The following is a 14,140-nucleotide window of genomic DNA, read 5'->3' as shown; positions in this document are numbered from 1 at the left end:
GGAACCGCATCATGACCAACCAAGCGATCATTCTCGAGAACATGACACCAAAGCATCTGGACAGTGCATTGGACCTGTCACTCCAGGTCCAATGGCCGCATCGGCGCGAGGATTGGGAACTGGTTCATTCGATAAGCCAGGGAATCGCCGCACTCCAAAAGGATCGCCTCGTCGCGACCGTCATGATGATGCCCTATGGCGATGACGCCGCCACCATCAACATGGTCATCGTCGATGCCGCGATGCGCGGCCGCGGCCTCGGCCGGAAGATGTTGGAAGAGGCGCTCGCCAAAGCGGGAGACCGGACCTGCTATCTGGTGGCGACGCAGGAAGGGCTTCCACTCTACGAGAAGGTGGGTTTCGCTGCGACCGGCGAGACGGTGCAGCATCAGGGCGAGCCGTTGCAGGTTGAGGTGCCTGCCCATGTGAAATGGACCGAGAGCGGTGATTATGCTCGCGTGGTGGCGCTGGATCGCGCGGCAAGCGGCCATGACCGTTCGGCATTGATGGAGATTCTGGCCGAACGGGCGAGGTTTGCTGTCATTCGCGATAACGGCGAGATTCAGGCCTTCGCGGCAATCCGGACTTTCGGCCGTGGGCTAGTCATCGGACCGGTGGTAGCGAGGAACGCTTCCGAAGCCAAGGCCCTGATCGACTTCCTGCTCGCCCATCACCAGGGCAGGTTTGTCCGTATAGACTCGGATGTCTCCACGGATCTTTCAGGATGGCTCATCGGGCGCGGGCTCAACCAGGCCGGCCGTGGGATTAGGATGCGGCGTCCTGGGTCCGCCCGCAAGAAAAGCGAGCCCACGCATCACCGCAACTATGCGTTGGTCAGTCAGGCACTCGGTTGATCTTGGTGGAAAAACGGAACCGCTTGTGAAACTCGACGGTGCAATTTGATTCCGCTGTCCCCCACAGCACCGCTAGCGACACGAGAGCTGGCCCGGATGTCGGTCCGGCTTATCGTCTGCTGTCATTCGAGAATGTAGAATCCATTCTTCAGCAAGGCACTCCTCCATCACAACATCGCCGCTTCCGCCGCTTTGAAATCGCCGGTTCTTCAATGGCCTCTCATCAATCTACCGGCACGAGATGCCGCCTGCTCATCAATGCCGGACGGCCGCGACACCGAACCCATCGAGCTCTGCTACGAAGTTACTTCTGGAACAGGGTTACCAGCGGCAAATGCGCTTTGATCAGGGGCGATTTCAGCGCGACGAAGCTGAAGTACTTGTCGATGCCGATCTCCGAATCGAGGAGCCGCTCCATGATCGTCTGGTACTCTTCGATTCCGGAGGTGACGAATTTTACAAGATAATCGTAGCCTCCCGAAACCAGATGACATTCGATGACCTGATCGACCTTCTCGATCGCAGTAAGAAATCTCGCGAAGTCGAGTTGACGGTGGTTCTTCAGCGTCATTTCGGTGAACACCGTCAGCGTCTGGCCCAGTTTTCCGATGTTGATCCGCGCAGAGTAGCCCTCGATATACCCCTCCGCCTGGAGCTTTTTCACTCGCAGCAAACAGGGACTTGGCGAGAGATTGACCAGTTCCGAAAGCTCGACATTCGTAATTCGGCCATCGGCCTGCAATACATTCAGTATCTTGACGTCAATCCGGTCAAGTTTCATTGGCTAACTCCCGCAGCATATCGACGCCATCGATAACATCGCAGTCACCTGCGATCGCCCATCTTCCATCTCGCGCCTTCAAGGCGAACGCCTTTCCGGCGCCGATCACGACACATCTGCCTTTCGGCGGGACGGCAGATGTCGCGGAACGATCAACGCGGGGTCGGCACAGCCCAAAGCAGAGTCGAAGATCAGTGGTAATGCCTTGCTTGCTTTCTTTCTGAACGTTCCAGATCATAGTCGGCCACGTGTCCCTAGACGTTAGAGGAGTGGATCGCGTCGCAGACAGCCTCGGTAACCTCCAGCGTAGTGGCTGAACCGCCCACATCGGGGGTGAGGATTCCGGCGCCGGTCACCCACTCGACAGCGCGCATGAGGCGGGCCGAACCTTCCCGCTCGCCGAGGTGGTCGAGCATCTGGGCAGCAGTCCAGAAGGCCGCAACCGGGTTAGCGATGCCTTTACCGGCAATGTCGAAGGCGGAGCCGTGGATCGGTTCGAACATCGAGGGAAAGCGGCGCTCCGGATCGATGTTCGCCGTCGGTGCAACCCCCAGACTACCGGCAAGCGCACCAGCGAGATCGGAAAGAATGTCGGCATGCAGGTTCGTTGCCACGATGGTGTCGAGGCTCTGCGGCTTGAGCGTCATCCGGACCGTCATAGCGTCGACCAGCATCTTGTCCCACGTCACGTCGGGGAATTCCTCCGCCACCTCGGAGGCGATCTCGTCCCACATGACCATGCCATGCCGCTGAGCATTGGACTTCGTAACGACCGTAAGCAACTTGCGCGGTCGGGATTGGGCCAACCTGAAGGCGTAGCGCATGATGCGGGTGACGCCGACGCGGGTGAAGATGGCGACTTCAGTGCCGACCTCTTCGGGCAGGCCGCGGTGGGCGCGGCCGCCATGGCCGGAATATTCGCCCTCGGAGTTCTCACGCACAATCACCCAGTCGAGGTCGCTGGCGCTGCAATTGCGAAGCGGCGTGGTTATGCCAGGCAGGATCCTTGTTGGCCGGACATTGGCGTATTGGTCGAAGCCCTGGCAGATCGGCAATCTGAGCCCCCACAAGGTGACGTGGTCCGGAACATCCGGTGCTCCGACCGCGCCGAAAAAGATAGCGTCGAACTTCTTGAGCTGCTCCAGCCCGTCCGACGGCATCATCACACTGTGTTTCTTATAGTAGTCAGATCCCCAGTCGAAATTCTCGAAAGTGAATTTTACGCCGCCAAGTCGCATCTCCAGGTTTGCAAGAACCGTCTGGCCGGCGGCGATCACCTCAGGTCCGATGCCGTCGGCGGGTATGGTTGCGATGGAGTATTCCCGCATTAAACTTCTCCGTAGCGTTTCGATCAAGTTGGCTGGCAGCCGTCGTTAGTGCGTCTTCGGCGCCATACGATCCGTCGACGCCGCGACTCCGCCCAAAAAGCAGGCTGGGGCGGAGCCGGAGAGGAAGCATCCGAGATGGTATTTGCTCCGCGTCCAACTTGCGGCACCGGCGTCCTCAGCGCCTGGCAGGTAATCTTTCCGAGCTGTCAAACTCCGCAGGCAGCGTTGGTCAGCGTTGATCGAGCAATTTGATTTGGAGGTCTTCCCAGTGCTCCTGAAACGCCTCTTGCGCCGTATCGTAGTGGCGGCTTCTCAAGCTGTTGATGAGCCGCTCGTGTTCTTCCGCCATTTCTTCGGCAGTGGCGTAGAAATCCTGCCGCTGTGCGAGGAGAAGCTCGATCTCGCCCTCCAGGTCTGAATAGGTCCTCTTCAGCCGGGCGCTACCGCTGGCGGCGATGATCGCGCGGTGGAAGTCGCGGTCCGCAGCAACCAGCAGGGATCTATCGGAGGATAGTATCGACCTGCGCATAACGCCTACCGCGTCAAGCGCCTGAGATGGGATGACGCCGGTCAGTACGATCAGACGAATGGCCTCGCCCTCGATGGCGCCGCGCACGCGTGTGATGTCGACAATATCGTCTGGCCCGAATTCGGGCACGACGAAGCCTCGGTTCGGTATCTGACGCAGCAGGCCCTGGGTGACGAGCACCTGGGCTGCTGTACGGAACGTGTGCCGCGAGGTCGAATGCTCTTCACACATCTTCACGTCGCGGAGGAACTGGCCCGGTCGGAAATCCCCCGACAAGATGCGCCGTCGCAAGGCGTGGGTCAGGATTTCCACCGCGCTGACGGGCAAGGGCTCGACCTTCATCTCTGGATCTTCGCTTGGATTCCTGGCGGGCAACGGCGGCATGGCTTTGGCTTTGCTCGTGGTTATGTTCGTCTACCTACGCCACATGCGGCGGCGTAGGGCAAGGGAGATGATACTGTGCTTACTGGCCGCATGGTGGCGCCTACATCTGCACTGACCGAAGCGCCTCATCGACGCCTTCCAGCAGACGCGCCGCGTTGGCCGATGTGAAGATGAGCGGGGGCCTGATCTTCAGGATATGCGCGTCCGCTCCCGTCGCGGAAATGAGGATACGCCGGTCGCGCAAGGCATTGACGGCTGCAAGCGCGCGGTCCATGTCCGGCGTTTTCCGGTCTCTATCCTTAACGAGTTCGACCGCGAAATAGAGGCCGGCCCCGCGAACATCGCCGACAAATTCATATTTCTTCTGTAGGTCCCGGAGGCCGTCGAGGATTTCACCGCCGACCTTGACGGCGTTGTCTAACAGCCCGTCTTCGAGGATCGTGTCGAGCACGGCCCTTGCAGCGGCGATAGCGACGGAATTGCCGCCAAACGTGTTGAAGTAGCGCATGCTGGATCCAAAATCGGCGACGAGTTCGGGTCGCAGGACTACGCCGGCAACGGGATAGCCGTTGCCCATGGGCTTGCCCATGGTAACGATGTCCGGATCGACATTGTGACGGCGGTGACCCCAAAACTGGGTGCCGGTCCGCCCGAATCCGGATTGCACTTCGTCGGCGATGAACAAGCCGCCCGCCTTGCGCACCACCTCCGCCACCGGCGCCAATACGTCCGTGGGTTCGACGTAGAGACCATCGGAGGAGAAGACGGAGTCGGCGATGAAGGCCGCTAGGCCGCCGCCATGTCGCTCCATGTCGGCGATCTGCCACGCGACATCCTCCGCCATCCGGCGGCCAATTTCCTCGACAGGCAGGCGATAGGAATCCGGCGCCGCGACCGTGCGAAGATACGGATCCAAAACCGACTTCCTGCCGAGCGACGGCGAGATCGCAGCTACGGCGCCGCTGTTGCCATGATAGGCTTCCGCCGTAACGATGACGCCGGTCTTGCGCGTGTGTTGACGAGCGATTCGCAGGGCGAGATCGTTGGCTTCCGAGCCCGTGCATGTGAACATTGCACATCCGGCACGACCGAGTTCGCCACCAAACGTAGCGATTAGGGCTTCGGCATAGTCCAGCAGGGGTTCCTGCATGTAACGCGTGTGGGTACAGAGTACCTCAAGTTGCCTCTGGATCGCCTCGACGACACGCGGATGAGAGTGACCCAGCGATACCACGTTGTTGTAGGCGTCAAGATATTCGTTGCCGTGCTTGTCGTACAGGAAAACGCCCTTGGCACGGGAGATCTCAACCGGTGTCTTGTAGAAGAGCCGATAAGCAGGCCCGAGCAGCCGTTGCCGCCTCGCGACATGCGCCAGATCTTCACTTGTGAGATGAGACGTGTCCTGAGGGTTGAAGCCATTTGGCATGTCGCCACGGAAGCCCTTGGGCACAGTAGTCGCTTGCTTGGACATTGTGGTTCCTATCGTGCCAGAAGATCGGAAATATGCGCGGTGGAAATCGAGTGGAACCACTCGAGGTGGGCCCAGCCGGCTTCGGTATTGCGCAGGATATAGCGGCTATTCTCTGGGAAGACCTCGGCGCGCCAGCTTGTCAGCAGCGCACGAACCGCAAGACGGCCCATCGACAGGAAGGGGATGAGCCGGAGCTCCTCGTCCGTCAGTTCGGCGTGACGGAGATAGCCGCGCAGAACATCGCGCGGTGCCTCGAACAGGTCACGCCGGTTCCCATGGTCGAACGTTTGTGGCATCTGGTTCATCAACGCCGTGGAGACATCGACGGCGATGGCGGTACGGACGGCATCGCCGAAGTCGATGACGCCGGTCAGGAACCGCGGACTAGCGTGATCGACGACCAGGTTCGACGTATTGAAGTCATTGTGGAGCACTTGCCGCCGGCACCGGTCGAGTTCAGGCTTGATTTCGGCAAATCGCTCGAGCGCGCTGACTGTCCATGCCCGCTTGCCGCCTCTAGGGATGAAGCTCAACAGATCGCTGAGGTCGAGCAGATGGGTGACGTCCCATGCCACCGCCCGGCCGTCAGCGGGATGCGAGAAATCGGCCATTGAATGACGCAGCTTTGCCAGAATTTCGCCGATCCGTTCGCGCTGTGGGGCTGTGCAAGATGTCCGGTCGAGCGGAGTACCGACCATGAAGGTCATGAGCCGCACCACTCGCCGCTCGCCGGCGCTCGTGGTGACGATGGGAAAATCCGCTCCGTCGACGTCGCGAAGCGTGCGGGGGATGGGTAGATCGGGGGCCCGCTGCTCGAGATGACGCATCAGCGCGACCTGGAAATCGAGCTCCTCTACGCGCTCAAGAGGATGAGCGATCTTAAGCACAAACTTCCCCTGGGTCGCGCAGTCGAGGAGGAAAGTGTCGTCCTTCTCGGTTTCAAAGCGCGTTGCGGAGCCGCGTGTACCATAGAGCCGTTCGGCGATTGCTTCAGCTTCCGTGGCGTCCACGGGATGGCACGCCTCTGAAAGCTCAGCGGCGCGGGCTGGCCCGCACTGATGCTTATGATCCATCTTCACACTCATTCAGATCCTGCCTCGAGAGTTGGAGCTCGATGGACTCACTATTTCATGTCCCCAGTTTTTGTACAACAATTTTTTCTATGGCGGTGGCAACTAGGTCGATTCGCTAATGGCAAAAGAGCAGATCCTTTGAATAATTTTGACCAACTCCAGGCAAATATCTCTATATTACAGTAGGATAATCGACAAATTGGTTGTTAATTGGTTGTTAATTGAGTAGCGACGACACAAGTCGGGGAGAATCGCTTGAGGGCAGATCCTAAAAATCGTTGGACAATCGGTTGCCATCGCGACAAACTTATGTCAGTGTGCTCCCACTGTTCGGAATGCAGCAACCAAGTTGGAGTTCTCCGCTTGGGTGGTTGGCCCGGTATCAACAAAGGCAGAGGAAATGACCAGTTACGGTCGCAAAGTTTCCTGCGCCGCTGTTGCATCACGGTCTCTCGGAACCGCGACCTCTTTAGACAGGCGGCAAGCCCGCTACGATGACCTTGGATCGGCACACCGTGCCATGAAAATTGGAGGGAATACACACAATGACCCAATTTCGACCGAAGTACGTGACCTTCGACTGCTACGGCACGCTCACCAATTTCGATATGGCCGGCGCTGCGCGACGCGCCTACGGCGAGCGCCTCTCCCCTGAAGCGATGGCCGCTTTGGTCGAGGCTTTCAGGGGCTATCGCCTTGACGAAGTGCTAGGGCAATGGAAACCTTTCGTCGAAGTGGTGCACAATTCAATCGAACGCAGCTGCAAGCGCATCGGTATCCCATTCAAACCCGAAGACGCGCAACGCATCTATGAAGAGGTGCCAACCTGGGGTCCGCATCCGGACGTCCCGGCTGGCCTGTCCAGGGTGGCCGAGGAAATTCCGCTGGTCATCCTGTCGAACTCCATGAACAGCCTGATCATGTCGAATGTGGAAAAGCTGGGTGCGCCCATCCATATGGTAATCACGGCAGAAGAAGTCGGGGCATACAAACCTCTGATGAAGGGTTTCGAATACATGCTCGACAAGCTCGGCTGCGGACCGGAAGACATTACTCATGTTTCCTCATCGTTCCGCTACGACCTCATGACCGCCTATGACCTGAGCATCAAGAGCAAGGTCTGGGTCAACCGCGGCCATGAGCCGGCCAATCCCTATTACGAATACACTGAGATCAAGGATATCGGCGGGTTGGCTGCCGCCGTTGGCCTAGAGCCAGCCCTGAAGCGTGCCTGAAAATCAGGGCTCATAGGCTTTTGCTGATGAGACGGGGCGGTCCCTTCGCCCTTCTCTTTATAGTTCGAAGGGGGCAAACATGACCTTTTGGGGGAGCCCTTCCGCACGCGTGACTTGCCGGCGTTAGATGATGTTGTGATCCTCGGGCTCGAAGATAACCCGAGGCTGTTCCTCAACGATTGATGGCGCGCACAGCGCTCGTCCGCAAAGCGTGGGGGATGGCTGGACGAAGTCGATCCTCGGTTGGATCCTGCAGAAACGGCGCTTCAATTAGAGGCGCAGCCGCCAGTACTGCAAATTCAACTTGCTCTGAGATAGTTAAGGCGTGGTCGACGTCGATTCCGAGGTATTGTACCGGTGCTCTCCATCCTCTGGTGGCCGAGCATGAGGGGCGGCCAGGTTTCTGTCTTATTGTAGATGTGAGGCGACCTTTATCCGCTTCATCGAGTGTGTGCCTACTTTTGGGGTAAAGCCCGATGCTCGACACCCACTTTCGACGACTCTGTTATGTTCGGGTGTCGCATTTTCGCATTTGTGAGAGAGGATATGAGAATTGCAGGCGTCGAACAGCGATCGGGGTGCTGTACTGACCGAAGCTGAGAGCGATCACGGCGCCAAATTGTAAATCTCGGCAAGGTCGCTTAGATCCCAATTCCCGCCGGACAAGACCGCACACACTTTCTCATCTGGCTTCACGTCTATGCTGCCTGCCAACAGTGCTCCTATTCCGATGGAGGCGGCTGGTTCCGCGATCAATTTCGCATCCTTAGCAAGGGCACGCATTCCGGCGATGATGTGTTCGTCTTCAACAAGAACAATCTCGTCGACATACTTTTCGATAATCGGGTACGGATTTTGACCCGGCACACTTAACCTCAAACCATCCGCAATCGTGTTCTTTAACGGAAGCGATGTGCGTTCCTTGTTCTTGCGGCTGTAAAAGTATTTCGGCGTCAAGGCAGGCTCTGCCCCGATAACGCGCACTGATGGCTTTGTTTCTTTTATCGCAGTGGCGATGCCCGAGATCAGCCCTCCACCGCCCAGGGGTACTATAACCGTGTCCACATCTTCCAAGTCTTCGAGGATTTCACACCCGATCGTTCCCTGACCAGCCATTACAACGGGGTCCTCGAAGCCGTGAATAACCGCATAATTATTTCCTTCAGCGATCTCGTAGACTTTTCTCCATCTAGCAGCATTGTCACCATCAAAAAGAATGACTTCCGCGCCAAAGGCTTCTGTATTGGCGATCTTGATTTTTGGTGTGGTGACCGGCAGCACCAGTATCACTTTTACGCCAAGCATCCTGGCGGCATAAGCAAGCGCCTGGGCGTGGTTGCCCGACGAGGTCGCAATGATCCCGTTTGCGATCTCTTCACGGGGAAGCGAGAGAGCCTTGTTCAAGGCCCCGCGGATCTTGAATGCACCAGTAATCTGAAGTGTTTCGGGCTTGAGATAGAGCTGACAACCAGCCGCTTTCTCGATTTTGTCTGCACGCAATAGCGGCGTGCGTCTGATGTGCGGCTTTAGCCGTTGCTGCGCTTCACGGATGTCCTGAATGGTGGGATAGTTGCGCATGGTCATTCCTCAAGAAATTGGAAGAAAGTGCCGACATTGTTCGCTATGGCGTTGCGATAAATTTTCGTGGCGGTCGTATTGTCTTGTATGGCCATCCCGGTGGAGTCAAAAATGGTGATTTCGTCATCCCTTTCTCGTCCCGGCTTCCTCCCCAACAATACCTCGCCGATTTCGCCGTGGATGAAGTCCTTGGTAATGATGTTTTTATTGAGCGGGTGCCAAGTCTCGCCCTTTTCCGTGCATTGCGAAAGCGAGTCGACGATGATTTTGGCGTTTCGGAAAAGCTCCGGATCCAGCTCCTGTTTGCCGCGTTGATCCGTGCCGATCGCAACGATGTGTGTACCGGGTTTTACCCATTCCGCTTCCACAAGCGACCCTTTCCCTCGGGTCGTTGTGATCAAGATGTCGGCCCGCTCGACCGCCTCCTTCTTCGAGGTTGCGACGGTGACGGGAATGCCGAATTCGCGCTCGATGTCCGCCTTGTATTTGGAACTTGTTTCGTAGGTGCTGTCCCAGGCGTGGACCTCTTCGATCTTCAGGATCTCGTTGATCGCACGGATTTGCATTCTAGCCTGATTGCCTGTGCCGATCGACGCGATCGTCCTGGCGTTTTTTCTCGCCAGTGCTTTGACGGAGACGGCTCCCGCCGCCCCGGTTCTGAGGCCGGTAATCAAGCTACCATCCATGATACAAATCAACGCACAGCTCCTGGCATCAAACAGGAGAATGGTGCCCATGCTGTTCGGCACGCCGTGTTCTACCGGGTTGTTGGTGAACCCTCCGGAATGCGCCTTCATAGAGATTATTTCAGCGACCTTATAATAGCCAAGCTTGAAGTCGATCTCGCCACGCAGGGAGGGCAGATGAATCCCGATATAGTCGGGCTGCTCCACCTGATCGCTGCTGAAAGCCCTGTAAGCCTCTTCGACCGCGCCGATGACTTCCGTCATGCCGATAAGCCGTCCTACGTCATTCTTCTTGAGCAGCAGCGTTTTCATGCGTGACCTCTACTTCAATTCGTCGGGTGCCATCGGCGCATCACGACCTGAGCCGCACTAAGCATATTGAGCCCGCTGTGAGTCTATCGGCCGTATTCGTGTAGCCCCAAGCAGATTGTTTTATATCGCATGGCGATTTTGGCAGAGAGTACCGGCAGGCGCCTTTCGGAGCTTGGGCGGTGTGTTGGAACTAACCCGCCACCGCGGATCACTGTGACCCAGCACTCACAAGGGGAAATGATGTTTCCCTCCAGCATTTTGTGCTGATGTTCCGCAATCTCCGGGCAATTCGGATACGAACGCCGGGCTATATTGGTCATAACTTAAACACCTCCCCGCAAAGCAAGGACGAAGCGCATGACCACATTCCGCCCGAAATACATCACGTTCGATTGCCACGGCACGCTGATCAACTTTCAGATGGCGGAGGCGGCACGCGATCTCTACGCCGAGCGCATGAGCGAGCAGAAAATGCTGCAGTTCATCGCCGACTTCTCGGCGTACCGGCTTGATGAAGTCATGGCCGACTGGAAGCCCTATGCGGAGGTGGTGCATAACGCATTGACGAGGACCTGCAAACGCAACGGCATCCAGTTCAAGGACGAAGACGCGCAGATGGTTTACGAACGCGTTCCCACTTGGGGGCCGCATCCCGACGTTCCGGCCGGTCTTGCCAAGGTGGCAAAGGAAATTCCGCTGGTCATCCTGTCGAATGCAATGAACTCCCAGATCATGTCTAACGTCGAGAAGCTCGGCGCGCCGTTCCACGCCATTTACACCGCCGAAGAGGCTCAGGCCTATAAGCCGCACTTCCGGGCCTTCGAATATATGCTCGATATGCTTGGCTGCAGACCGGAGGACATACTGCATTGCTCTTCTTCATTCCGTTACGATCTCATGTCCGCGCACGACCTTGGGATCAAGAACAAGGTCTGGGTCAATCGCCGTCACGAGCCGGCTAATCCCTATTACGGCTACACCGAGATTGCCGGCATCTCGGCCTTGCCGGGCGTTGTCGGGCTTTAAGGAAGCCCGAATACATCTGAAAATCTCTCTTCCACCGGTCCGACAGCGAACCTCGGTTTGCCGGAGATAAAGGGCCGAGGGCATTGCGGTGCCGCCGTGTTCGGCGGTGCGATCAAGGATTCCGGCACGGGCGAGGTAACAATGCCGGGGCCAGGACAATCGTGCTGAAGGCGGGGACGGTGGTTCCAGCGCCTTCAGCAGCATCGCCATCCTTCACCGAGGATGGCCGAAGCGGACTGGATGCCATACCGACGGTCGTTTTTCGGATGACCATTGCCGTCCGGCTCCAAACAGTGCGAGGGTCTCAATCGTGAGTGCTTGTAACGATGCGGTTCCAGACGACGGCGCGGGTCATCTCGACGGCTACCAGTCGGTCGGCGAGCCATTCACCGAAGCATATTTCAGGGGTGCTGCCGCTATTCTGGCGACTAAGCCGAGCCCTGCCGATGCGCACGTGTCCGGTGAGCTGCTAATGCGCCACTACGGATTGACGGGAACGATCAGGGTTCTGTCCTCGGAAGTGGAATGTACCGCCGAGGTCACTCTCTTGAGCGGCGATCGGTTGATCCTCAAAACGTCAGCGCGGCCGGAAGGACGAGACAGTTTCCGCTTCCAGGTTGCGGCCCTTGCAGGGCTGGAAGGCGCTTCCGGTTTCGCGGCACCTCATCTGGTGCGTACCGGCGCCGGTGCGCTGATGTTCGAAGAGGAGGAGATTCGCGGCTACCTGCAGACCCGACTTTCAGGGTTGTCGCTGCACCAGGTGAACGCAACTCCGGACGTCCGCTACCGGGTCGGCCAGGCGCTTGGCAGGCTCAGTTTGGCGCTCAAGCCTCTGAAGCTGCCCGCCATGCATCGCCCGGTACTTTGGCATGTCGGATGCTGGCCGAGCCTAATGGAACTGGAGGAGCACCTGCAATCAGAGCCTGTCGCGGCCTCAGTGCGTCTTGCCATGGGCAATTATGTCGAACTCATCCAGCCGCAACTGCGCGAGGTAGCATGGCAGGTTACGCACAACGACCCCAGCCCTTTCAACACGCTCCTGGCCGGTCAGGGTATCGCATTCATCGATTTCGGCGACGGCTGCTGGGGTCCTCGGATTCAGGATCTCGTGGTTGCTGCAAGCCACTTGGTAACTGACCCATCTTTGGCTCTCGGCGGCTCAGAAAATCTCATCGCCGGTTATGCTTCGGTGGCTCCGCTTTCCACGCTTGAGGCGAAACTGCTGGTCGGATTGATGAAGGCGCGCCAAAGCGCCCTCATCCTCATCAACTACTGGCGAGCCGAGCTGTTTCCGGCCGAAGCGGCATATATCAAGAAAAACGTGGCCAGGGCCGAACGCGGGCTCTCTATCCTGTCGGCGTTAAGCGCGGGTGAGGCCGATATGGCTGTGCGTAGCGCAGGACCTTAGTCCGGCCGCATCTAAACCTTGCGTCGCTCGCGTTGGTAATCAGGACCGTAAGCCGCGACCTACTCGCGGATAGAAATCTAAGCAGGATCAAAGCTATGTCCACAGATCTCATGCCCAACCGCTTCACTCCCGGGGAAGCCCAAATTTCCACCCGGGAGTCTGAGCTGATCGCCCGGCGCGACAGCGTATTGGGAGCTTCCTACAGGCTCCAATACCGCCGGCCGGTTCATTTCGTTCGGGGCGAGGGCATGTGGCTCTTCGATCCGGATGGACGTCCCTATCTCGATTTCTACAACAACGTGCCCTCTCTCGGGCATTGTCACCCAGAGATCAACGCTGCCATGGCAGAACAAGCCAGCCGAATTAGCGCAAACACGCGCTATCTTGAACCGAGGCTGGTCGATTATGCCGAACGGCTCGTGGCCACCTTTCCCCAGGAGCTGAACCGCGTTGTCTTTACCTGCACGGGTAGCGAATCGAACGACTTGGCACTCCGGATTGCAAGGCTGGCCAGCGGCAGCGAGGGCGTGATCGTCTCTTCCCATGCCTATCACGGCACCAGTGCGGCCACCGCGATGGTGTCGCCTAATCTGGGCGATGCCATCAAGCTCAGCCCTGCCGTGCGCATGGTGTCGTTGCACGGTCCCTCGGGCATACCCGAGCGGCAAGCTGCGGCATTCTTTGAAGAACAGGTTCGCTCCGCAATCGCTGATTTGAACCGGCGTGGGATTGGCATCGCGGCACTTCTCATCGACACGATTTTCTCCAGCGACGGCGTCTGGGTTGACCCTCCTGGCTTCATCGCCGGTGGAGTTAAAGCGGTGCAGGAAGCAGGTGGCCTCGTGATTGCCGATGAAGTTCAGCCAGGATTTGGACGGACGGGCACACACATGTGGGGTTTTGGGCGTCACGAAGTAGTGCCCGACCTCGTCACTCTCGGTAAGCCTATGGGCAATGGATTTCCAATCGGCGCGGTTGTTGGCCGCAAGGCACCGATGGATCGCTTTGGCGCGACTGCCCGGTACTCAAACACTTTCGGCGGCAATACCGTCGGGATCGCGGCCGCTGACGCCGTCCTGACCATTTTGCACAGAGATCGCATCCCCGAGCATGCGCATGCGATGGGTGAACGCCTGAAAATGGGGTTGGAGCATCTTGCCAAGCTGCACGGCGGTATCCGCGGCATTCGAAATGCCGGTCTGTTCTTCGGCATCGACATCGGGCTGGATGGAACGCGAGAGGCAAGCCGGCGGGCCATGGCATTGGAGATTGTAAACCTGGTGCGTGAAAATGGCATTCTTATCAGCACGACTGGCGCCAACGAGGATACGCTGAAAGTTCGGCCCCCACTGATTTGTCAGGCGGAGCATGTGGATCGGTTTCTCGAAGCCATGGAGTCCGCGATCAGGAAGGTCGTCGCGTAGGTGTTACATCCGCTGCCTCGGCAGCGTAATCGGGTCGGCCATTTATCACCG

The 14,140-nt window shown here is 58.0% G+C and carries 12 protein-coding genes; 5 read left to right on the top strand and 7 right to left on the bottom strand.

The window, feature by feature from the left end; translation table 11 throughout:
• Positions 1-11 precede the first annotated feature (11 nt).
• Positions 12-854, top strand: coding sequence for a GNAT family N-acetyltransferase (locus BS630_RS30500; RefSeq protein WP_077980391.1), 843 nt, complete (start codon positions 12-14; stop codon positions 852-854).
• Between the two features lie 304 nt (positions 855-1,158).
• Here the strand turns inward: BS630_RS30500 and BS630_RS30495 are convergent, their stop codons facing one another.
• The 5 genes from BS630_RS30495 to BS630_RS30475 all read right to left on the bottom strand — a co-directional run bounded on the left by BS630_RS30495 (position 1,159) and on the right by BS630_RS30475 (position 6,432).
• The gene (locus BS630_RS30495) at positions 1,159-1,635 is read right to left on the bottom strand and encodes an Lrp/AsnC family transcriptional regulator (RefSeq protein ID WP_077980390.1); all 477 of its coding nucleotides are present in this window, start codon (positions 1,633-1,635) and stop codon (positions 1,159-1,161) included.
• 254 nt (positions 1,636-1,889) lie between these two features.
• Entirely contained in the window at positions 1,890-2,963 is a 1,074-nt protein-coding gene (locus BS630_RS30490; protein WP_077980389.1) for a tartrate dehydrogenase, read from the bottom strand.
• Positions 2,964-3,192: 229 nt separating this feature from the next.
• Positions 3,193-3,834: a GntR family transcriptional regulator gene (locus BS630_RS30485; protein ID WP_245310559.1), complete on the bottom strand. Its 642-nt coding sequence runs from the start codon at positions 3,832-3,834 to the stop codon at positions 3,193-3,195.
• 142 nt (positions 3,835-3,976) lie between these two features.
• Entirely contained in the window at positions 3,977-5,347 is a 1,371-nt protein-coding gene (locus tag BS630_RS30480; protein WP_077980387.1) for an aspartate aminotransferase family protein, read from the bottom strand.
• Positions 5,348-5,355: 8 nt separating this feature from the next.
• Positions 5,356-6,432: a phosphotransferase gene (locus tag BS630_RS30475; RefSeq protein WP_077980386.1), complete on the bottom strand. Its 1,077-nt coding sequence runs from the start codon at positions 6,430-6,432 to the stop codon at positions 5,356-5,358.
• A gap of 533 nt (positions 6,433-6,965) precedes the next feature.
• Between BS630_RS30475 and BS630_RS30470 the strand changes: the two genes are divergently transcribed.
• Positions 6,966-7,655, top strand: a complete 690-nt coding sequence (locus BS630_RS30470; protein ID WP_077980385.1) for a haloacid dehalogenase type II — start codon at positions 6,966-6,968, stop codon at positions 7,653-7,655.
• Between the two features lie 606 nt (positions 7,656-8,261).
• On the opposite strand, the gene BS630_RS30465 is transcribed toward BS630_RS30470, so the two are convergent.
• Both BS630_RS30465 and BS630_RS30460 read right to left on the bottom strand, forming a co-directional pair.
• Positions 8,262-9,233 carry a threonine/serine dehydratase family protein gene (locus BS630_RS30465; protein WP_077980384.1) on the bottom strand — a complete coding sequence of 324 codons (972 nt, stop codon included), beginning with the start codon at positions 9,231-9,233 and terminating at the stop codon, positions 8,262-8,264.
• A gap of 2 nt (positions 9,234-9,235) precedes the next feature.
• Positions 9,236-10,231, bottom strand: a complete 996-nt coding sequence (locus tag BS630_RS30460) for an ornithine cyclodeaminase family protein (RefSeq protein WP_077980383.1) — start codon at positions 10,229-10,231, stop codon at positions 9,236-9,238.
• Positions 10,232-10,588: 357 nt separating this feature from the next.
• Here BS630_RS30460 and BS630_RS30455 point away from each other — a divergent pair, with 357 nt between their 5' ends.
• The 3 genes from BS630_RS30455 (at position 10,589) to BS630_RS30445 (ending at position 14,089) form a co-directional block, all read left to right on the top strand.
• A complete protein-coding gene (locus BS630_RS30455; RefSeq protein WP_077980382.1) occupies positions 10,589-11,257 on the top strand; it encodes a haloacid dehalogenase type II in 669 nt (222 codons plus the stop codon).
• A gap of 454 nt (positions 11,258-11,711) precedes the next feature.
• Complete coding sequence (locus BS630_RS30450) at positions 11,712-12,665, top strand: phosphotransferase enzyme family protein (protein ID WP_245310557.1); 954 nt, start codon at positions 11,712-11,714, stop codon at positions 12,663-12,665.
• A 95-nt stretch (positions 12,666-12,760) separates the two neighbouring features.
• Entirely contained in the window at positions 12,761-14,089 is a 1,329-nt protein-coding gene (locus BS630_RS30445) for an aspartate aminotransferase family protein (RefSeq protein WP_077980380.1), read from the top strand.
• Positions 14,090-14,140 lie beyond the last annotated feature (51 nt).

Origin of the sequence: Rhizobium laguerreae, from assembly GCF_002008165.1 — a bacterium.
GTDB lineage: Bacteria > Pseudomonadota > Alphaproteobacteria > Rhizobiales > Rhizobiaceae > Rhizobium > Rhizobium laguerreae.
The sequence above is the reverse complement of the archived record's forward strand: the minus strand, read 5'-3'. Positions and strand labels throughout refer to the sequence as shown.